This window comes from Polaromonas sp. P5_D5, from assembly GCF_054049435.1.
Window position 1 is genome coordinate 123,542 of record NZ_JBFUMJ010000006.1, and the last position, 18,803, is coordinate 142,344.

The following is an 18,803-nucleotide window of genomic DNA, read 5'->3' on the forward strand; positions in this document are numbered from 1 at the left end:
GCCCCCATGTCCTCCATCACCCTCCGCTTCCTGGCCGAACCCAGTACCGTCAACTTCGGCGGCAAAGTGCACGGCGGCACCGTCATGAAATGGATTGACGAAGCCGGCTACGCCTGCGCCACCAGCTGGGCCAAGCGCTATTGCGTCACCGTGTCGGTGGGCAGCATACGTTTTCAGCGTCCCATCATGATCGGCGACCTGGTCGAAGTCGAAGCCCGCCTGGCCTACACCGGCACGACCAGCCTGAACATCTCGGTGGAAGTGCGCGCCGGCGACATGAAAGTCGGGCAGATGCAGGTCATCACCGAATGCCTGGTGGTGTTTGTCGCGGTGGACCTGGACGGCAAGGCCTTGCCCGCCCAGGAATGGCGGCCGGAGACCCCCGGCGACGTCGCACTGGCCCAGCGTGTGAAGGCGCACCTGGATGCCGCGCGCTCCATGCAACTGACCTGAGCCCGCCGCATAACGCTACCAGATGCGAAGCAACGCCTGATGGGCCTTGACCTGACGGCCGCACTGGCTTGTGTGATGCTGGGCGGGCTGGTGCTCAGGCCGCGTCCGCAACAGGCCTGACACCTACGAACCAGGCCGCCAGCAACTCCAGCGTGTACCGCACCTTGGCCGGCTGCTCGCCGCGCCGCGGCGTGACGGCGTAGACCGGAACATCCGCCATGCGCCAGCCCGGCAGTATCGGCAGCAAGCGGCCTTCGGCCATCGCTTTGCGGTCGTCCTCGCTCACACCCATGCTGATGCCCCAGCCGGCTATGGCCAGCGCATGCAGCGCCGTGACCTGCGAGGCCTGCACCCGGCCTTCCAGCCTCAGGGTTTCGCGTTCGCCGGACGGGCCCAGCAGCTCCAGCATGTCCGCGCTGTTGCTGCTGTTGGGTTTGCTGGCCAGCCAGTCGTGGCGCAGCAAATCCTGCGGCGTGGCGGGCCAGCCGCGTTCGGCCAGGTAGGCCGGCGAGGCGCAGAGCTGGCGCGTCATATCGCCCAGCTTGCGTGCCACCAGGCTGGAGTCGGCCAACTCCCCCACGCGCACCGCGATATCCACGCGTTCGCCGATCAGGTCAACCAGCTTGTCGTCCAGCAGCAGACGCAGCGTGAGCCGGGGGTAGCCGCGCAGCGGCGCCAGCGCCGCTGCCAGCAGGCTGCCAAAGCCGGCCGGCGCGGCCAGGCGCAGCTCGCCTTCGGGTTCGTCGCGCAGCCGCACCAGCGCCTGTTCCGCCGAGCGCGCAGCCGCCACCATGGCGGCACAACCGGCGTGGTAGCGCTCCCCCGCTTCTGTCAGCGTCAGGCGCCGCGTGGACCGGTGCAGCAGGGCCAGGCCGAGCGACTGCTCAAGCTGCCGCAAATGCTGGCTCACGGCCGAAGGCGTCATGCCCAGCTGCCGAGCAGCCGCGGTCAGGGACCCTTTGGCAACCACCTCGGCAAAAATGGCCATGCGCTTGAGCTGGTCCATGGATTTATCGCTCATTAGTTAGCTCTACTTCACAGTGTTAGCGAATTTTGCCGTCTATTCAGGCCGTTGTGAAGTAATGAAACTAGAGACTCTTTTACCCATAGGAGTTTTTATGAACATCGCACTGATCGGCGCCACAGGTTTTATCGGCGCACCCATTCTTTCCGAACTGCTGAGCCGCGGCCACAAGGTCACCGTACTGGCCCGCAACCCTGGCAAGGTCAACCCGCAAACCGGCCTGACCGTAGTCGCCGCCGACGCACTGAATGCCGGCCAGGTGGCCAAAGCCGTGGCGGGCCACGATGCCGTCATCAGCGCCTACAACCCCGGCTGGAGCGAGCCGAAAATCCACGACCTGCACCTTGAGGCCAGCAAAGCCATCGTGAGCGGCGTCAAGCAGGCGGGCGTCAAACGCCTGCTGGTGGTGGGTGGTGCCGGCAGCCTGTATGTGGCGCCGGGCCTGCAGCTGGTGGACACGCCGGAGTTTCCCGCGCAATACAAGCAGGGCGCGCTGGCTGCACGTGAAGCGCTGAACCAGCTCAAGCTCGAAACATCGCTGGACTGGAGCTTTGTCTCGCCTCCCATTGGCCTAGCGCCCGGCGAACGTACCGGCAAGTACCGGCTGGGCGCGGACGACCTGCTGCCCGGCCAGGGTGACAAGCCGGCCGGTATTTCGGTGCCTGACCTGGCTGTGGCTATCGTGGACGAGATTGAAAACGCGCGGCATGTTCGGCGCCGGTTTACGGTTGCTAATTAATGGTCTTATTGGGCTCTGATTCAATGAGGGCGAGCGCAAGCAGCTCCCGAATTGATAGCAACCTCTTTTGGGGTTGTTGTTGATTTGATGGGGGTGCGCTTTGCTGAGTGTTGCTGGCCGGGGGTTGCCCGGCATGCAACTCACTTTCTTTTGCTTCGCCAAAAGAAAGTAAGCAAAGAAAAGGCGACCCTGGTTCCTGCGTCCCTACGCTTCGCTGCGGGCAACCTGCGGTGCTCGGTCCAGCCGGGGTCAAAAACAACTCGCTTCGCTCAAACAAGTTTTTGCCCTGATCCGTCTGGCCCTGCGCTCCTCGGCGCATACACAAGGGGGTGGAGGCAGGAATACCAAACAGCCGAAGACAGGGCCCTGAATACCGGAAGAAACAAGGACACGCCATGGCGTGTCCTTGTTGGTATTTGTCTTGGGTATTGGTATTCGGTCCCCGCTCCCGCTAGCCCCTTCTGTCTGCGCCGAGGAGCGCAGGTTCAGGCGGATCAGGGATCGCGATTGTCTGAGCGAAGTGCAACGTAGCGAGTTCGAGCGAGACCCCGCCTGGACCGAGCACCGCAGGTTGCCCGTAGCGCAGCGCAGGGACGCAGGAACCAGGGTCGCCTTTCTTTTGCTTACTTTTCTTTGGCGAAGCAAAGAAAAGTGAGTTGCATGCCGGGCAACCCCCGGCCAGCAACACTCAGCAAAAAGCGCTGGAACAAGAAAGACTACAGCTTCAGAGCCTCACCCCGAGCCGCTTCCAACACATCCCGAGTCTTCACCGCCTCGCGCCGCGCAGCCTCCGCAAAATCATCCGCCGAAGAGGCATAAATAATCGCACGCGACGAGTTCACGATGATTGGCGCGCCGGCCCGCCAGCCCGCTTTGACGGTCGCGACGGCATCGCCACCCTGCGCCCCCACACCCGGAATCAGCAGCGGCAAGGTCGGCGCCACCGAACGCACACGCTCGATCTCGGCCGGATAAGTCGCCCCCACCACCAGGCCAAGCTGGCCATTGAGGTTCCAGGGACCTTGCGCCAGACGCGCCACATGCTCGTACAACAGCGGCTGGCCTTCAATCGAGGCGAAGCGCTGGTTCTGCAGATCGTCGCCGCCGGGGTTGGAGGTGCGGCACAGCAAAAATGCGCCCTTGCCTTCGTACTTCAAATATGGTGCGACCGAATCAAACCCCATGAAGGGCGAGAGCGTCACCGCGTCGGCACCGTAGCGCTCAAAGGCTTCCTTGGCATATTGCTCCGCCGTGCTGCCGATATCGCCGCGCTTGGCGTCCAGGATGATGGGCACTTGCGGCGCCACGCGGCGCATGTGTTCCATCAGGCGTTCAAGCTGGCCTTCGGCGCGGTGCGCGGCGAAGTAGGCGATTTGCGGCTTGAATGAAATCACCAGGTCGGCGGTGGCGTCAACAATCGCCGCGCAGAAATCGTAGATCTTGTTGGCATCGCCCTTGAGCTTGCCGGGGAATTTCGTAGGTTCAGGGTCCAGGCCGACGCAGAGCATGGAGCGGTTCTGGCGTTCTGCGGCGCCCAGCATGTCGAGAAAAGTCATGTCCCATTTTAAGCTCCCACCATCTCCGCAGCTTGCACCCGGCCCTGATGGAAAACCCCCTGTATGCCAAACGCGCGATTGTCTCCAGCGGCTACCTGTCCGGCGTTTTACACGATGCAACAAAAAAACAAGCGCTAGCGTCATCAGGATTTCACAGTGAATTTTTACGATCACCGCATTGCAAGTGCTGAAGGTCGTTGTGAATTTGTGGATTACCCAAGGCGAATGCCCGCTAGGAATACCTCGCTCCAGGCTCGGGGCTGTGCCAGAGATGGTGTCTCCCCGGGGGCATGAGTGGATAGGTCATGGCCCTGTTGTTTTGCGGGGCATGGGGCGCAACTGGGCCGCGCTGGAGCGTTGGACGTTTCAGCACCTTGCCCATCTGGGCGGGGCCAGGCCTGTGACCTTGGTAGTGGGGAATCGGGAGAGGTCCAGTACCCGGTTTGTGACGTCCACACTTGACCGCTATGTGGCACAACTGGAGTTGCAGACAGCCGCGCAGGAAGAAGGCTCGCATATCGGCTACCTCAAAGAGTTTGATCTGCTCAAGGAGATACCCTCATTGCGCCAGGACGTGCAGCAAGACGCATTATTCCCGCCAGGCAACATCGTCTCCAGCAGCGCATGGATTGGCCCGCAAGGTGCACACACGGGTTTGCATTACGACTTGCTGGACAACCTGGCGGTGCTCACGCGCGGAGTCAAACGCTTTTACCTGGCACGCCCCGGCACCGTGGAACACCTGGGTGCGTTGTCAACTAAGTATGACCGCTGGGCCAAGCTGGCATCGGTGGGCATGCGCGACCTGGCACAAAGCGATGTGCCAACAGACGCACTGTTTGCCGTCGATCTGTATCCGGGTGATGCCATCTACGTGCCTCATGGCTGGTGGCATGAGGTGGTGAATTTGCAAGCCAGCATTTTTCTGAGCGGATTTTTCGGCAACAAGGCCCGGGTCACCCGGCTGTGGCTCACCACAGGTGCTGTGCAGCTGATGCATGACTTCCAGCCCTTGGGCACTCGCAATTGCGCCTGCCATTCGGGTACCGCACACCCGCCACCAGTCCCCGACGTTCCGGGCAGTCAACTCCTTTAACACCCACGCATACCGTTACCCATGACAACCAAACCGACCATCAAAAAGCGCAGCTACATCACCCGCAATTTGCGTATTGGCGATATTCCAGCCTTGCTGGATCTGGAGCGCAAGCAATGGACGCAAGAGCAGCAAGCCACCGCAGAAGACTTTCGATCACGCATTGCCGCGCATCCCGATTTGAGCGGGGGTGCATTTTGCGCAGAAACGGGTGAATTGCTGGCGTCGCTCTTTTGCAAGCCCACCACGGAGGCAGAGTGGGTCAACCCGGGCGACTGGCAAAAGAGTGCCGCTCTGGACGGCAAGGTGCCAACGAACAAGCACGCCTCCCGCTGCCTGTTTGGCATCAGCCTGACCAGCGTGGATGCCGGCGCGGCCTTGCAGCTGATCGCATTTAACTATCTGTATGCGGTGAAATGCGGCACTCGTGAAGTGTTTCTGGGCTCTCCCATGCCCGGGCTCAAACGTCATTTGCAACGCAAACCAGGCGCGTCGGTAGAGGCCTATGCACGGGCTGCGCGGGCCGGTTTGCCGGTTGATCCACAGCTGCGCTACTACCACGGCAAGGGCTTTTGTGAGCTTGTGGCCGTGCGTGAGAACTACTTCCCCCACGAAGCCTCGTGTGATTACGGCGCCATTCTGAAATCCAGAGTGCCCTATCCCTGGCTCACGCCGCTATTTCGCTGGACACCCGTCCCGGTGTTGAGGTCGCTTGCTGCACTGGCGCCGCGCTACGCCATTCCAGAAGACGACAGGGTGCCAGCACGAACAGAGTCTGCCGCTGAGCCAGAAGCGGCGTAGCAATTCAACCCGTGTTGCGCAACCCAGCCAGACTTTGGGCGCACGCTATGCCGGCCCGGCGCAAGCCAGTCCCACAGCTGCCCGCTGGTGAAATACCTCCATCACTGGCCGTACTCACAGAATTCTTCAAGCCAGCATGAGCCGCGGGACTGGCTTTGCCAGACCGCAGGCGGGCGGCCCCCTCGGGGGGCAGGAAGCTACACGAAGTGAGCGACCGTGGGGGCACAATAGTTCCATGCAACTCTCGCAACGCCAACTCATCCTGCTGGTTCTGCTCACCCTGGTCTGGGGCCTGAACTGGCCGGTGATGAAACTGGGGATTGCGGACTTTCCACCCTTGACGTTCCGGGCGATGTCGATCTGGCTGGGCATCCCGGTGCTGGGCATCGCCATGGTGGTGCTGAAGGTGCCGTTTGGGGTGCCGCGGGGCAGGTGGCGTGAGCTCTTCTGGCTGGCTGCGGCCAACATGTTTGTCTGGCATGCACTGATCATCCTCGCCGTCAAAAACCTCAGCAGCGGGCGTGCGGCGATTCTGGGCTACACCATGCCGATTTTTTCGGCGCTGCTGGGCGCCTGGTTTTTTGGCGCGACGCTAAAAGCCCGCAACTGGCTGGGGGTGGCGGCCGCCGCACTGGGCGTGGCGCTACTGCTATGGAATGAAATGACCAACCTGTCGGGCAGCCCCCTGGGTGTGCTGTGCGCGCTGGTGGCGGCCGCGGTGTGGGCGCTGGGCACGCAGCTGCTGCGCAAGACCACGATACCGGCCGCGACGCTGACGTTGTCGTTCTGGATGACGGTGATGACCGCCGTGATGCTGACCGTGTTGGGTGTCGTGTTTGAGATGCCGCAGTGGAAGGCTCCTTCGCCCACGACCTGGGGCGCGATTCTTTACAACGCGGTGCTGATCTTCGGTTTTGCGCATGCGGCGTGGTTCACGCTGGCGCGCGCGCTGCCGCCGGTGGCTTCCACGCTGAGCGTGATGATGATTCCCATCCTCGGGGTGTTTTCAGGCGCGCTGGGCCTGGGCGAAGTGCTGCACTGGCAGGACTGGGCTGCGGTGGTGCTGATGGTGGTGGCGATTGCCTCGGTGCTAGGGCCTGTTCGCCTTATTTCCGGGGCTGCGAAGACCTGACAAAGTGCGCCAATCAAGGCGCGCGACGCCGCGTGTGCATGCGCACACGTAAGGAGTGCAACGCCGAGTGGCGCACTTTGGCGGGCCTTCCCTACGGGTTGCCACTGCAAGGGACCGTCTGCGGCGTTGCCCGCGCTTGCAAGGCCAAAGCCTTGGCTGCGCCCGGGCGCCTTGCATCCAGTCCCTTGCAGTGGCAACGCAGCCCCGGAAATAAGGCGAACAGGCCCCACGCCCAGCCGTGGCGCAGTTAAGGCCTGACAAAAATCAGCCCGGATTGGTGACCAAATTCATGGCCAGGCACAGGTCGTCCCAGGCCTTGCCCTTGTCGGCCGGGTTGCGCAGCAAATAGGTGGCGTCGTAGGTCACGACCATGCGGGCTCCATGCAGGCTGTGCAATTGGCCGCGCTGTTTGCCGAAAGGCTCGGCGGACTGCAACACCGCCTGCGCGGCCAGGCGGCCCATAACGAGCACGACATCGGGCTGCGCGCTGGCCACCAGGGCGGGCAGCGCTTCAGGCAGGCCGGCACCCGCACCGGATGCCGCCTGCCGGACCAGCGGCGCCAGCAGCACCATGCCGGCCTTGTGCAGGCGCGCAGCGCGCAGCATGTTGTCGAGCAGCTTGCCGGCATCACCTTCAAAGGGGTTGAAAGGCTCCCGCTGCAGCGCAGCCGCCGGCGTTTCGGCCAGCACCAGCCAGCGCGCGCCTTCAGCATGGGCGGCGTCAGCGTACAGGGCTTGCGCGTCTCCCATGCGCCACGCAGCCGTCGTGCCGGGTGCAGCGGTTTCGCGCGCCTCGGCCTGCGGGCGAGCCGGCGCCTGCACGGGCCGCACGGGCGGCGCAGCCTCTCGCGGTGCAGCGGACGTGGAAGGCGCACTGACTTTTTGATCAAATTCACTTGCGGGCGTTACTGATCGTGCGCCAGCAGCTACCAAATCAATAGCAGCGGCAGCTTCAGCAGGCGCAGCGGCAACCGGCAGCCACACGCGCACACCCATTTCGCGCAGCATGGCGCGCTGGCGTTTGTCGAGGTCCAGGCTCATAGCGCCAGGCTCATGACGACCGCATCTTCGCGCGTGGAAGCGCCGTCCGGGTAGTAGTTGCGGCGCGTGCCGACGTGGCGAAAGCCGTAGCGTTCATAGATAGCCTTGGCCCGCACATTGCTCACGCGCACTTCCAGCCACAGCCACTGCGCGCCCTGCCCGCGCGACCAGAGGGCCAGCGCATCCAGCATGATGCGGGCCCAGCCCTGGCGCTGGTGTTCGGGGGCCACGGTGATGTTGAGCAGGTGTACTTCGTCAACGCCCTTCATGGCCACAAAATAACCCAGCAGCACGGCGTCGGGCGCATTGCCGGCAGTGAGCAGCTGCGCCTGGTAGCCGGCGTTGAGCGAATCGTTGAAATTGCCGTGCGTCCAGGGGTGGCCATACGCGGTTTTTTCCACGCGCACCACCTCATCCAGCCATGCGGGTGTCATGGCTTCGAACTGGGCTTCGAGGGGCTTGAGGATGGCGTTCATGAAAGGGGTGGAGCGGCGGCCAGCTTGGCGGCCCTGACCTGGTCGCGCTCTTCGGTGGTCAGCGCTACTTTATCGCGAACGTAGAGCGGCAGGGCGAGGTCGGCGCTGACGCACAGCCCGGCAGCAGCCAGCTGCGGCGCCAGGCGCAGCATGGCGGTGGCCGTGGGCAGGGCCTCGGCCTGTGCAAATGCCGCAAGGCTGCCCGGCAAACGCCCGGCGTACACCGCGAAAACATTGCCCGCGAACAAACCGGCCGCAGTGTCCGGCACCAGGTTTTCAGGCCGGACCAGCCCGCATTCGCCGAGCGCCCGGCAGTGCCCGCCGCTGAACTCAAAACCCTGCACATACATTTCGTCCATGCGCGCATCCAGCAGCGCGGTGACGCGCAGGGACGCTTCGTCATCACCCTGCAGCTGAAAGCGCGCTTCTTCGGCCACAGCCATCAGCGTGTCGACAGGCAGCACGGGAATGCCGGCGCCCTGGTTGGCGCCCAGCGCCAGGCCTTGCGCCACCGCGCAGGCGGTGCGCAGGCCGGTAAAGGAGCCGGGGCCGCGCCCGAAGGCGATGGCATCCAGCTCGCCCAGCGCCAGGCCAGCCTCGGCCAGCAACGCCAGGATGGCGGGGATCAGCGTGGTGGAAGCCTGCGCGCCGCCTGGGCCGTTGTGCTGCCAGACGTGCGCACCGTCGGTCAGCGCCACGGACATGCGGTCAGTGCTGGTGTCAAAAGCGAGGAATTTCACAAGTTCAGGCATTAAATCGGGCTCAAGCCCTTATATATCAGGCGCAAGCAGCTATTAAATTCATAGCGATCTGCGGGTACCCGAAGGCTGGGGCCGATGGGTATGCCCTGATTATCCGCGCCAATGGCCGGCCACCCCGGCGCCCACCGGCAGCGCCTTGCAGAACGCTCAACCGCGATAATCCCCGCATGACCCACGACTTGCTGCGCCCGCGCACGACACACACTGTTGCGCTGGCTGCCCTGGCGGCCATGGCAGCCCTGGCCGCAAGCCCCGGCCTGGCACAAACCGCACGCCTGCCGGCCCCGATTGAAAAAGCCCTGTCGCGCGCCAGGGTGCCGCGCGATGCGGTGTCCATGCTGGTGGTGGAAGCCGGCAGCGGCAAACCGGTGCCGCGCCTGAGCTGGCGCGCCGATGTGCCAATGAACCCTGCCTCCGTCATGAAACTGGTGACCACGTACTCGGCGCTCGACGCGTTGGGCCGCGACTTCACCTGGAAGACGAAGGTGATACTGGACGGCAGCGCCTCGGGCGGCCTGCTCAACGGCAACATGGTGGTGCAGGGCGGCGGCGACCCCAAGCTGGTCGTTGAACGCCTGCAGGCCTTGCTGGCCGAGGTGCAGGCCGGAGGGGCGCGGGCGATCCGCGGCGACATCGTGCTGGACCGCAGCGCCTTCAGCGTGCCGCCCACCGATCCGGGCGAATTTGACGGCGAGCCGCTGCGGCCCTACAACGCCCGGCCCGATGCGTTGCTGATCAATTTCAAAACCATCGTGATGACATTCACGCCGGACCTTCCAAATGGCCGTGCGCTGGTGCGCTATGAGCCGCCGCTGGCGGGTGTGCAGGTGGGCGCGACGGTGCCGATCGTGCGTGTGGCGCGCTGCGGCGACTGGCGCAGCGAGCTGCGTGCCAGCGTTGAAAACCCCGTCAACATCGAATTCCTGGGTACCTATTCTTCGGCCTGCGGCGAAAAAGTGTGGCCCAGCGCCTATGCCGACCCCGCGAGTTTTGCGGCGCGCGCCATCGAAGGGTCGTGGCGGCAACTGGGTGGCCTGCTGACGGGCACAGTGCGCGACGCCACGCCGGCAGAGCTGGCCATGCTGCGCAGGACCGGTACCCTCTCGGGCGAAAAGGCCGCGGTGCGGTTTGAATACCAGTCGCCGCCGTTGCTGGAAATGGTGCGCGACGTCAACAAATACTCCAACAACATCATGGCCCAACACCTCTTTTTGACACTCGGGCTTTGGGCCGGCCTGGGCCAGCCCAAAGCCGGCACGCTTGAATCCGCCCGCGCAGCGCTCACCGCCTGGTGGCGCAAAAGCCTGCCCGGCAGCACACCCCCGCTGATGGACAACGGCTCGGGCCTGAGCCGCGAGGAGCGCATCAGTGCCGCCAGCCTGTCGGCCCTGCTGCAGCATGCCGCCAAAAGCCCTTTTGCCGCCGATCTCGCCGATTCGCTGCCGGTGGCCGGCACCGACGCCACCATGCGCGAACGCGCCAGGCCGGTGGCCGGGCTGGCTTTCGTCAAGACCGGCTCGCTGCGCGACGTGACCGCGGTTGCCGGTTATGCCAATGGCGACAGCGGCGCACGCTACATCGTGGTGGGGCTGATCAACCACCCGAACGCGCCCGCTGCGCGCCCGGCACTGGATGCGATGCTGGAATGGGCCGTCAAGGAGGGCAAGCGATGAACGCAACAGACATCGTGGGCTTTCTGGCCGCCGTGCTGACCACGGCGAGCTTTGCCCCGCAGGCCTGGCTGACCTTTCGCAGCCGCGATGTCAGCGGCATTTCACTGGCGATGTACAGCGCCTTTACGGTTGGCGTGGCACTGTGGCTGGCCTACGGTGTGCTGGCGGGCGCCTGGCCCATCGTGCTGGCGAACGCGGTCACGCTGGGCCTGGCGCTGGCCATTCTGGTGATGAAGCTGGTATACGGGCGCGGCGACTGAATAGCCCGGTGCCACACACGCCCAGCGCGGCAGGCACGGATGCTTCATCAATGTGCCTGCAAGTTATCCCTGCCGCCTGTGGACAAGGCTGTTGATGGCGGCGGGACTTGTGGACGAAAACACCGCATGGCGCGGCATTGCGCCACAATGCCCGAAATTTGGGCAAAACGCCTGCCTGGCCCGTCACGGAGCCTGACGGGCAATTCGCGCTGCCCTGAGAACCGGCTCTAGGAGCGCGCTTCGCGCAATGATGCCGCCAGCAGCCCCAGGCCCAATGCGCCGACAGCCACCGAGGCGATGCGGTCCGCCGTGCCCCGCGTACGGGCATACGCAAGCCGCACCCGCTCGCGCGAAAACAAATAGGCCAGCAGCGTGTGCCAGCACAGCGCGTTGACCACGATCATGGCCACGGCCGCGGCCTGCAATGCCGGGCTGGGAGCGGCCGGAAACGAGGCGGCAAACACGCTGCCGAAAAAGAGCGCCGACTTGGGGTTGGTGATGTTGGTGAGAAACCCCAGGCGAAACGCCGCTGCCGATGACACCGCCGGGCCGCCATCGCCCAGTGCAAGGCCGCCCGAGCGCCAGAGCCGGCTCGCCACATAGAGCAGATACAGGCCACCGGCCACCTGCAGCACCAGGCGCAGCCCCGGAAAAATTTGGAAGATGGCGTTGACGCCCAGCACCGCGCACAGCGCCCAGATGGCAGCCCCGGCCGTCACACCCAGCGCCGCGAACACCGCGCTACGCGCCCTATCGCTGGCAGCGAGTTGCGAGACCAGCAGCACATTGGCGCCGGGGCTCATCATGGCCGCGACGTGGAGGAACCAGATGGTGAGGAGGATGGAGAGCATGGGTTACCTCTTTCCTGATGTCCCAGGTACATGGGGACAAATTCGATGTGATGCGCCGGTATCCATCAGCCCGAGTGATGCAAGTGATACCACATTAGCCCAACAAAAATGATCACGAGCCCAAGGACGAGCCAGCCCCAGACAAGCCGGTGGCGTGCACACTTCGCGCAGAAGTCAACGCGCTTGGTTGACCCTCCTTCGTACCTTCGCGTGACGGTCTTGAAGTCAAAGCCAAGCGCTCTTCCGCATTGGTAGCAACACCCGCCAGTGTTCCGCCGGTCGCTCCTGCGCTCGCGCCACATCATCCACAACCCGACGGCGGCACCGATGAGGAGACAAGCGATGGTTCCATCCAACATGGCAGCCGATTCTTGACGCTTCAGCTCGCGGCAGCCCGTTGCAGCCGGTCGCGCACGCCATCCCACTCGGCGGCCGCCGGTGGGTTTTCAATCCAGATCAGCTTGACGCCTTTGGCATCAAAGTCGCGCAACACGGCAAACAGTTGCTGCGCGGTGGCCAGCGCGTCGTCGGGCATGCGGCGGTACAACACTTTTTCTGACTTGATGCGCACGATGCTGCGCGCGTAAACGGCGATGTGGGCGGCCTCGGCGCCCAGCAAATCGAGTGCGGTTTGTATGGGGCCTGCGTCCATCAGGCGCACCTTGGCGTCGGGCGCGTAGTGCGCTTCGAGCGTGCCGGAAGCGCGCGGCGCATCGCCCGGAGCCTTTTGCTCGAATTCGTCTTTCCCCAGCACGGCCTCGCCACACGCGGCTTCGAGTTGCGCGCGCGTGAGGATGCCCGGGCGCAGCAACACAGGCCGCCCGCGCGTGCAGTCGACGATGCTGGATTCGATGCCGACATCGCAGGGCCCGCCGTCGAGCACCAGCAGGCTGTCGCCAAACTCCTGCTGCACATGCTGCGCAGTGGTGGGGCTGACGCGGCCGAAACGGTTGGCGCTGGGGCCGGCAACACCCGTGTCACATGCTTTCAAAAAAGCCAGCGCGACAGGGTGTGAGGGGCAGCGCAGGCCGATCGAATCCTGGCCGCCGGCCGCGGCCGCCGCCACGCCTTCCTTGCGCGGCAGGATCACGGTGAGCGGCCCGGGCCAGAAGGCTTTCATCAGGCGCGCGGCAAACGGCGGCACGCTGCTGGCGTAAGCGTCTACGTGCGCCGCATCGGCCACGTGCACGATGAGCGGATGGTCGGACGGACGGCCCTTGGCTTCAAAAATTCCGGCGACGGCTTGATCGCTGGAAGCGTCGGCGCCCAGGCCGTACACCGTCTCCGTCGGGAAGCCCACCAGCCCGCCGGCCCGGATGCGGCGTGCGGCTTCAAGAATGGCTTCAGGGTCCGTACCGGGAAGAATCATCAGAGGGCGTCCAGGCCGGGCAGGCCCAGGATGGATGCAACCTGGCGTGCCGTGGCCTTGACTGAAGCGACGTCGGGGCCCGTGATGTTGAGATGGCCCATCTTGCGGCCGATGCGGGCTTCGGTTTTGCCGTAGAGATGCAGGTGCGTGCCGGGCAGTGCCAGCACGGCCTGCCAGTCGGGTGTGCGCATCTTTCCATGGGTGTCAAACCACACATCTCCCAGCAGGTTGAGCATGATGGCCGGTGAATGCTGGCGCGGCTGCGGCAGCGGCAGGCCGGCCATGGCATGCACCTGCAGGTCGAACTGCGACACGTCACAGGCGTCCATCGTGTAGTGGCCGCTGTTGTGCGGGCGTGGCGCCATTTCATTGACGATGAGCGCGCCATCGGCGCTGCCGTCGTCCACCAGGAAAAACTCGACGCAGAGCACGCCGACATAGTCAATGTGTTTTGCTATGGTTTTGGTAGCTGCTTGCGCACGACCAGCAAGCGCTGCAGGCATATTTCCTTCATAAGCCTGCGTCACCGCGAGGATGCCGTCGACATGCACATTCAGCTGGGGCGCAAAACTCACGACGCTGCCGTCCCAGCCGCGCGCCACGATGACCGAGCACTCGGCCTTGAGTGGCAGCATTTTTTCGAGCACACAGGGCACCTGCTTCAGGCCGGCCCAGGCGGTGGCCAGTTCGTCCGCATTCTTGACGCGGACCTGGCCCTTGCCGTCGTAGCCCATGCGCGCGGTCTTGAGGATGCCGGGCAGCAAACCGGCGGGCACCGCCTTCAGCTGCCCGGCTGTTTCAATCACGGCGTAGGGTGCGCAGGTAACGCCGGCCAGCACGCCGGATTCGGCGGCGCTGGCGGTGAAGTGGGATTTTTCCTCGATGCGGTTTTGCGCGATGGCCACGGCGGCAGCGCCGGGTGCCACGGGGCGGCTGGCGGCCAGCGCCTGCAGCGCGCCGGCGGGCACGTTTTCAAATTCGGTGGTGACGGCGGCGCACAGTGCGGCCAGTTGGGTCAGCCCTTTTTCATCGCTGTAGCCGGCCTGGATGTGGTGATGGCTCACCAGGCCCGCGGGGCTTTGCGGATCGGGGTCCAGCACCGCCGTGAAATAACCCAGGCGCTGCGCGGCATGCACAAACATGCGGCCCAGCTGGCCGCCGCCCATCACGCCGAGGGTAGCGGGCTGGCCGGAGGCCGAGGCCGTGCCGGGAAAAATAGGCAACTCCGGCAGGCTGGAGGCGGCCCGGGAAGAGGTGGAGGCGGTCATGCGGGCGGCAGCGTCATGGCGTGCGCGGCAGCGGTTTGCTCTGCACGGAAAGCCTGCAATTGGGCGGCCAGCGCCGGGTTGTGCAGGGCCAGCATGGCCACCGCGAACAGGGCTGCATTGGCTGCGCCGGCGTTGCCGATGGCAAAGGTGGCGACCGGAATGCCCTTGGGCATCTGCACGATGCTGTGCAGCGAGTCCACGCCCTGCAAATGCTTGCTGGCCACGGGAACACCCAGCACCGGCACGGTGGTTTTGGCGGCCAGCATGCCGGGCAGGTGCGCTGCGCCGCCGGCGCCGGCAATGATGGCCTGCAAGCCGCGACCGCCGGCACCTTCGGCATAGGCAAACAGCTCGTCGGGCATGCGGTGGGCCGACACCACCCGGGCTTCGTGCGCAATGCCGAATTGCGTCAGGATCTGCACGGCGTGCTGCATGGTCTCCCAGTCGCTGCTGGAGCCCATCACCACACCCACCAGGGGTTTTGCCGAATTGTTGCTTGTTGTCATGCGGGGACCTTCAAGGCCGGGGTTGCAGGTTCTAACCCCATGATTTTAAGGGCAGGCCACCGCAAGGGCCGTGCCGTGCGTGCTACGCTCTTGCCTCTCAGGCGTCCAGCTGCGCCGACCCGGTTGAAAACCGGCCCCGATACCCCAACTCTGCCAGACCATGATCGACGTCACCATTGCCAACTTTGAAGCGGAAGTCGTTGCCGCATCCATGACCACGCCTGTGCTGATCGACTTCTGGGCGCCCTGGTGCGGCCCCTGCAAGTCGCTCGGGCCCATCCTTGAAAAAGTGGAAGTGGAATATGCCGGGCGCTTCAAGCTGGTCAAGATCGACTCCGACCAGGAGCAGCAACTGGGTGCCGCTTTCGGCATCCGGAGCATCCCCACCTGCATATTGATGATGAACGGCCAGCCGGTGGACGGTTTTGCCGGCGCCCTGCCCGAAGGCAAGGTCAAGGAATTCCTCGACAAGCATTTGCCGCCGGCTGAAGAGCAGCCCGAAGAGCAGGAACTCGCGCTCGAAGAAGAAAACACGGACCCCACTGCCGTGCTGGAAAAACTCCAGCATGCCGTCGCCGCCAACCCGGCCGACGACAACGCCCGCTTTGACTATGTGAAGCTGCTGCTGCAGCTGGGCCGCGAAGACGACGCCAAGGTGGCGTTTGCGCCTGTGATCGCCCAGACCACCGTGGTGCGGCGCTTTGACTCGCTCAAGCGCTGGATGGATGCTATGGATTTTGTAGCTACCGGCGCTCATGGAGTGGGCGCTGCAGCCGGTTTTGATGCAAGGATTACGGCCAACAAACGCGATTTCGAAGCACGTTTTGACAAAGCCCGCTGGCTCATGGCGCAGCAGCGCTGGACTGAGGCGCTGGACGAGTTGCTGGAAATCCTGATGCGCGACAAGGCCTGGAACGAAGACCTGGCACGCAAGACCTACATCGCCGTGCTCGACGTCATGGAAGCGCCCAAGCCCAAGGTGGCTGATGGGCAAATCCCGCCGGAAGATGCGACCGTGGCGACGTATCGTCGGCGCCTCAGCAGCGTCGTCTTGAGCTAGGGCTTATTGGCCAAACAGCCAGCGCGTCAAGGCAAAAGCAAACCCGAACAGCGCGGCATAGCCTGCCACCTCAACGCTGAATTCACGGCGCGATTCGCGCCACGCACGAGCCCTTTCGACCAGCAGCCCCGCCAGCAAAGGGGCAAGCAGCAGATTGAGAATTTGCAGCCAGTGCAGGCGAATCGCCAGATGAGGCACCACCAGCACGGTGAGGAGGCCGGCGCCAACACCTGTAGCCACAGACCAGGCAGCTTCCTGCACGGGAGTGAGCTCATGGTCGCGTCCGTGCAGCTTGTACCAGGCCGCCTTGAAAACACCGCCAAAAAACTCACCGAAGAGCTGCAAAAACAGTTCACCGAAAAATTCGAACAGCAACTCGAGCAGGAACTCCATGGAGGGCGCCGGCGACTGCTGCCGTGCCTCAGGCCGTCAGGCGGGCCAAGGCTTCCTGGTACTTGGCAGCAGTCTTGGCAACCACATCGGCCGGCAGGTGCGGCGCAGGCGGCGTCTTGTCCCAGGGCTTGCCGTTGATGCGCACGCTTTCAAGCCAGTCGCGCACAAACTGCTTGTCGTAACTGGGCGGGTTCTGGCCGGCGGCATACGCCGCTTCATAGCCTTCGATCGGCCAATAGCGTGAGGAGTCGGGCGTCAGCACCTCGTCCATCAGCGTAAGCACGCCATTCTCATCAAGGCCGAATTCGAATTTGGTGTCGGCAATGATGATGCCCTTGGTCAGGGCGAAGGCGGCGGCGGTGCTATAGATCTCGATGCTGATCTTTTTGATCTGCGCGGCCATGTCGGCGCCAACTACTTTCACCACCTGCTCGTAGCTGATGTTTTCGTCGTGCTCGCCGGCTTCGGCTTTGGCGGCCGGTGTGAAGATGGGCTCCGGCAGTTTGCCTGCGTTCTTCAGGCCCGCGGGTAGCGGTACGCCGCAGACGGCCTGGCTCTCCTGGTATTCCTTCCAGCCGCTGCCGGCCAGGTAACCGCGCACCACGGCCTCGACCGGGATGGGCTTGAGGCGCTTGACCAGCATGGAGCGGTTGACGACCTGCGGCACCTCGGCCGGGGTGACCACGCTTTCGGGTGTCTCGCCGGTCAGGTGGTTGGGGCAAATGTGGCCGAGCTTGCCAAACCAGAACAGCGCCATCTGCGTGAGCAGCGCGCCCTTGCCGGGGATTGGCTCACCCAGGATGACATCGAATGCACTCAGCCGGTCGCTGGCCACCATCAGCAGCCTGTTCTTGCCCACAGCGTAGTTGTCGCGCACTTTGCCGCGCGCCAGCAGGGGCAGGGAGGTCAGGGCGGAGGTATGGAGTGCTTGGGTCATGGTGGGGGCGAAGCGTAACGAAAGTGAGTCAAAGTAAAAAGCCCGCGCGACTCAGGAAGAGTCCACGGGCTTTGAATTATCGCCAATCCACGCGGGCGGACGGCGGGAATTTTCGGTGCTTTTTAATGCACGACCTGGGCGAGCTCGCCCTTGGCGTACTTGGCGGCCACGACCTGCAGGGCGTCACCCTTGATCTTGGCGCCCTGGCCTTCACAGCCAAATTCGATGTAGCGCCGCTTGCACAGAGCCTTGGCGGCTTCACGGGCGGGCTTGAGCCATTCGCGGGCGTCGAATTTCTCGGGGTTTTCAGCCAGGAACTTGCGCACCGCGCCGGTCATGGCCAGGCGGATGTCGGTATCGATGTTGATCTTGCGCACGCCGTGCTTGATGGCTTCCTGGATTTCCTCGACGGGCACGCCGTAGGTTTCCTTCATCTGGCCGCCGTACTGGCGAATGACAGCCAGCATTTCCTGCGGCACCGAGGACGAGCCGTGCATCACCAGGTGGGTGCTCGGGATGCGCTTGTGGATTTCCTTGATGCGGTCAATCGCCAGGATGTCGCCGGTGGGCTTGCGGGTGAATTTATAGGCGCCGTGGCTGGTGCCGATGGCAATCGCCAGCGCGTCAATTTGCGTGCGCTTGACGAAGTCGGCGGCCTGCTCGGGGTCGGTCAACAGCTGCTCGCGCGTCATGGTGGCGTCGGTGCCGTGGCCGTCTTCCTTGTCGCCCTTCATGGTCTCCAGCGAACCCAGGCAGCCGAGCTCACCTTCGACGGTAACTCCGTATTTGTGGGCCAGCTGCGAGACCTTCTTCGTCACCTCGACGTTGTATTCATAGCTGGCGATGGTCTTGCCGTCGGCTTCGAGCGAGCCGTCCATCATCACGGACGAAAAACCAAGGTCGATGGCGCCCTGGCAAACGGCAGGGTTCTGGCCGTGGTCCTGATGCATGACCAGCGGGATGTTGGGATACATCTCGATAGCCGCCTCGATCAGGTGTTTGATGAAGGGTTCACCGGCGTACTTGCGGGCGCCTGCGCTGGCCTGCAGGATGACGGGCGCGCCGGTCTCTTTGGCCGCTTCCATCACGGCTTGCACCTGCTCAAGGTTGTTGACGTTAAAAGCCGGAATGCCGTAGCCGTTGACTGCCGCATGGTCCAGCAGCTCGCGCATAGAAACGAGTGCCATGTGTGATATCCCCAGAAGTTAGAAAAACACTGCCAAAAGGCGGGTTCCTCGCGAGGGCCGTGCGGCGTAAAAGCCGCCTGGAAACGCCCGTAACCACGAAGTAACCGAAGCCTTGATTCTAACGTTTACCCGAATAGGGTGGGATAACCGAACTTGTGTCTGAATGCATGCCGTAACGGCGTGTAAACATCGTCCACCCCCGTCCAGGCTCACTGCGTGT

20 protein-coding genes are annotated in these 18,803 nt (G+C 63.9%); 8 read left to right on the forward strand and 12 right to left on the reverse strand.

Annotation, left to right across the window (positions count from 1 at the left end):
* The first annotated feature begins 6 nt into the window (after nucleotides 1–6).
* Nucleotides 7–453: an acyl-CoA thioesterase gene (locus ACXJKE_RS20320; protein WP_457282388.1), complete on the forward strand. Its 447-nt coding sequence runs from the start codon at nucleotides 7–9 to the stop codon at nucleotides 451–453.
* A 94-nt stretch (nucleotides 454–547) separates the two neighbouring features.
* Here the strand turns inward: ACXJKE_RS20320 and ACXJKE_RS20325 are convergent, their stop codons facing one another.
* On the reverse strand, nucleotides 548–1,474 hold the full coding sequence (locus ACXJKE_RS20325) for a LysR family transcriptional regulator (RefSeq protein ID WP_457282389.1): 927 nt from the start codon (nucleotides 1,472–1,474) through the stop codon (nucleotides 548–550).
* A gap of 97 nt (nucleotides 1,475–1,571) precedes the next feature.
* Between ACXJKE_RS20325 and ACXJKE_RS20330 the strand changes: the two genes are divergently transcribed.
* Nucleotides 1,572–2,216, forward strand: coding sequence for an NAD(P)-dependent oxidoreductase (locus tag ACXJKE_RS20330; protein ID WP_457282390.1), 645 nt, complete (start codon nucleotides 1,572–1,574; stop codon nucleotides 2,214–2,216).
* 716 nt (nucleotides 2,217–2,932) lie between these two features.
* Here the strand turns inward: ACXJKE_RS20330 and pyrF are convergent.
* Entirely contained in the window at nucleotides 2,933–3,772 is an 840-nt protein-coding gene (gene pyrF, locus ACXJKE_RS20335; RefSeq protein ID WP_457282391.1) for an orotidine-5'-phosphate decarboxylase, read from the reverse strand.
* A 271-nt stretch (nucleotides 3,773–4,043) separates the two neighbouring features.
* On the opposite strand from pyrF, the gene ACXJKE_RS20340 reads away from it, so the two are divergent.
* The 3 genes from ACXJKE_RS20340 to ACXJKE_RS20350 all read left to right on the forward strand — a co-directional run bounded on the left by ACXJKE_RS20340 (nucleotide 4,044) and on the right by ACXJKE_RS20350 (nucleotide 6,801).
* Nucleotides 4,044–4,868 carry a cupin-like domain-containing protein gene (locus ACXJKE_RS20340; protein WP_457282457.1) on the forward strand — a complete coding sequence of 275 codons (825 nt, stop codon included), beginning with the start codon at nucleotides 4,044–4,046 and terminating at the stop codon, nucleotides 4,866–4,868.
* Nucleotides 4,869–4,889: 21 nt separating this feature from the next.
* The gene (locus ACXJKE_RS20345) at nucleotides 4,890–5,669 is read left to right on the forward strand and encodes a hypothetical protein (RefSeq protein ID WP_457282392.1); all 780 of its coding nucleotides are present in this window, start codon (nucleotides 4,890–4,892) and stop codon (nucleotides 5,667–5,669) included.
* Between the two features lie 235 nt (nucleotides 5,670–5,904).
* Complete coding sequence (locus tag ACXJKE_RS20350) at nucleotides 5,905–6,801, forward strand: DMT family transporter (RefSeq protein ID WP_457282393.1); 897 nt, start codon at nucleotides 5,905–5,907, stop codon at nucleotides 6,799–6,801.
* Between the two features lie 264 nt (nucleotides 6,802–7,065).
* On the opposite strand, the gene ACXJKE_RS20355 is transcribed toward ACXJKE_RS20350, so the two are convergent.
* The 3 genes from ACXJKE_RS20355 to tsaB are packed head-to-tail and all read right to left on the reverse strand — an operon-like array spanning nucleotide 7,066 to nucleotide 9,070.
* Entirely contained in the window at nucleotides 7,066–7,842 is a 777-nt protein-coding gene (locus ACXJKE_RS20355) for a uracil-DNA glycosylase family protein (RefSeq protein ID WP_457282394.1), read from the reverse strand.
* Entirely contained in the window at nucleotides 7,839–8,318 is a 480-nt protein-coding gene (rimI, locus tag ACXJKE_RS20360; RefSeq protein WP_457282395.1) for a ribosomal protein S18-alanine N-acetyltransferase, read from the reverse strand. Before rimI ends, ACXJKE_RS20355 begins: the two co-directional genes overlap by 4 nt.
* A complete protein-coding gene (gene tsaB, locus ACXJKE_RS20365; protein ID WP_457282396.1) occupies nucleotides 8,315–9,070 on the reverse strand; it encodes a tRNA (adenosine(37)-N6)-threonylcarbamoyltransferase complex dimerization subunit type 1 TsaB in 756 nt (251 codons plus the stop codon). Before tsaB ends, rimI begins: the two co-directional genes overlap by 4 nt.
* Before the next feature lie 176 nt (nucleotides 9,071–9,246).
* On the opposite strand from tsaB, the gene dacB reads away from it, so the two are divergent.
* Nucleotides 9,247–10,752: a D-alanyl-D-alanine carboxypeptidase/D-alanyl-D-alanine endopeptidase gene (dacB, locus tag ACXJKE_RS20370; RefSeq protein ID WP_457282397.1), complete on the forward strand. Its 1,506-nt coding sequence runs from the start codon at nucleotides 9,247–9,249 to the stop codon at nucleotides 10,750–10,752.
* The gene (locus ACXJKE_RS20375) at nucleotides 10,749–11,012 is read left to right on the forward strand and encodes a SemiSWEET transporter (RefSeq protein WP_457282398.1); all 264 of its coding nucleotides are present in this window, start codon (nucleotides 10,749–10,751) and stop codon (nucleotides 11,010–11,012) included. Before dacB ends, ACXJKE_RS20375 begins: the two co-directional genes overlap by 4 nt.
* A 227-nt stretch (nucleotides 11,013–11,239) precedes the next feature.
* On the opposite strand, the gene ACXJKE_RS20380 is transcribed toward ACXJKE_RS20375, so the two are convergent.
* From ACXJKE_RS20380 to purE, 4 genes are all read right to left on the reverse strand, one after another.
* Nucleotides 11,240–11,863, reverse strand: a complete 624-nt coding sequence (locus tag ACXJKE_RS20380; protein WP_457282399.1) for a LysE family translocator — start codon at nucleotides 11,861–11,863, stop codon at nucleotides 11,240–11,242.
* Nucleotides 11,864–12,242: 379 nt separating this feature from the next.
* Nucleotides 12,243–13,232 carry an L-threonylcarbamoyladenylate synthase gene (locus ACXJKE_RS20385; RefSeq protein WP_457282400.1) on the reverse strand — a complete coding sequence of 330 codons (990 nt, stop codon included), beginning with the start codon at nucleotides 13,230–13,232 and terminating at the stop codon, nucleotides 12,243–12,245.
* Nucleotides 13,232–14,500, reverse strand: coding sequence for a 5-(carboxyamino)imidazole ribonucleotide synthase (locus ACXJKE_RS20390; protein WP_457282401.1), 1,269 nt, complete (start codon nucleotides 14,498–14,500; stop codon nucleotides 13,232–13,234). Before ACXJKE_RS20390 ends, ACXJKE_RS20385 begins: the two co-directional genes overlap by 1 nt.
* Nucleotides 14,497–15,006 (reverse strand): 5-(carboxyamino)imidazole ribonucleotide mutase, encoded by a 510-nt coding sequence (gene purE / locus ACXJKE_RS20395; protein WP_457282402.1) that lies wholly within the window; start codon nucleotides 15,004–15,006, stop codon nucleotides 14,497–14,499. The genes ACXJKE_RS20390 and purE overlap by 4 nt, the downstream gene beginning before the upstream one ends.
* Before the next feature lie 160 nt (nucleotides 15,007–15,166).
* Between purE and trxA the strand changes: the two genes are divergently transcribed.
* Entirely contained in the window at nucleotides 15,167–16,066 is a 900-nt protein-coding gene (gene trxA, locus ACXJKE_RS20400) for a thioredoxin (protein WP_457282403.1), read from the forward strand.
* Nucleotides 16,067–16,069: 3 nt separating this feature from the next.
* On the opposite strand, the gene ACXJKE_RS20405 is transcribed toward trxA, so the two are convergent.
* The 3 genes from ACXJKE_RS20405 to fba form a co-directional block, all read right to left on the reverse strand.
* Complete coding sequence (locus tag ACXJKE_RS20405) at nucleotides 16,070–16,459, reverse strand: hypothetical protein (RefSeq protein WP_457282404.1); 390 nt, start codon at nucleotides 16,457–16,459, stop codon at nucleotides 16,070–16,072.
* A 28-nt stretch (nucleotides 16,460–16,487) separates the two neighbouring features.
* Nucleotides 16,488–17,396, reverse strand: a complete 909-nt coding sequence (locus tag ACXJKE_RS20410; RefSeq protein ID WP_457282405.1) for a phosphoribosylaminoimidazolesuccinocarboxamide synthase — start codon at nucleotides 17,394–17,396, stop codon at nucleotides 16,488–16,490.
* A gap of 122 nt (nucleotides 17,397–17,518) precedes the next feature.
* Entirely contained in the window at nucleotides 17,519–18,583 is a 1,065-nt protein-coding gene (fba, locus tag ACXJKE_RS20415) for a class II fructose-bisphosphate aldolase (RefSeq protein ID WP_457282406.1), read from the reverse strand.
* Between the last annotated feature and the right edge of the window lie 220 nt (nucleotides 18,584–18,803).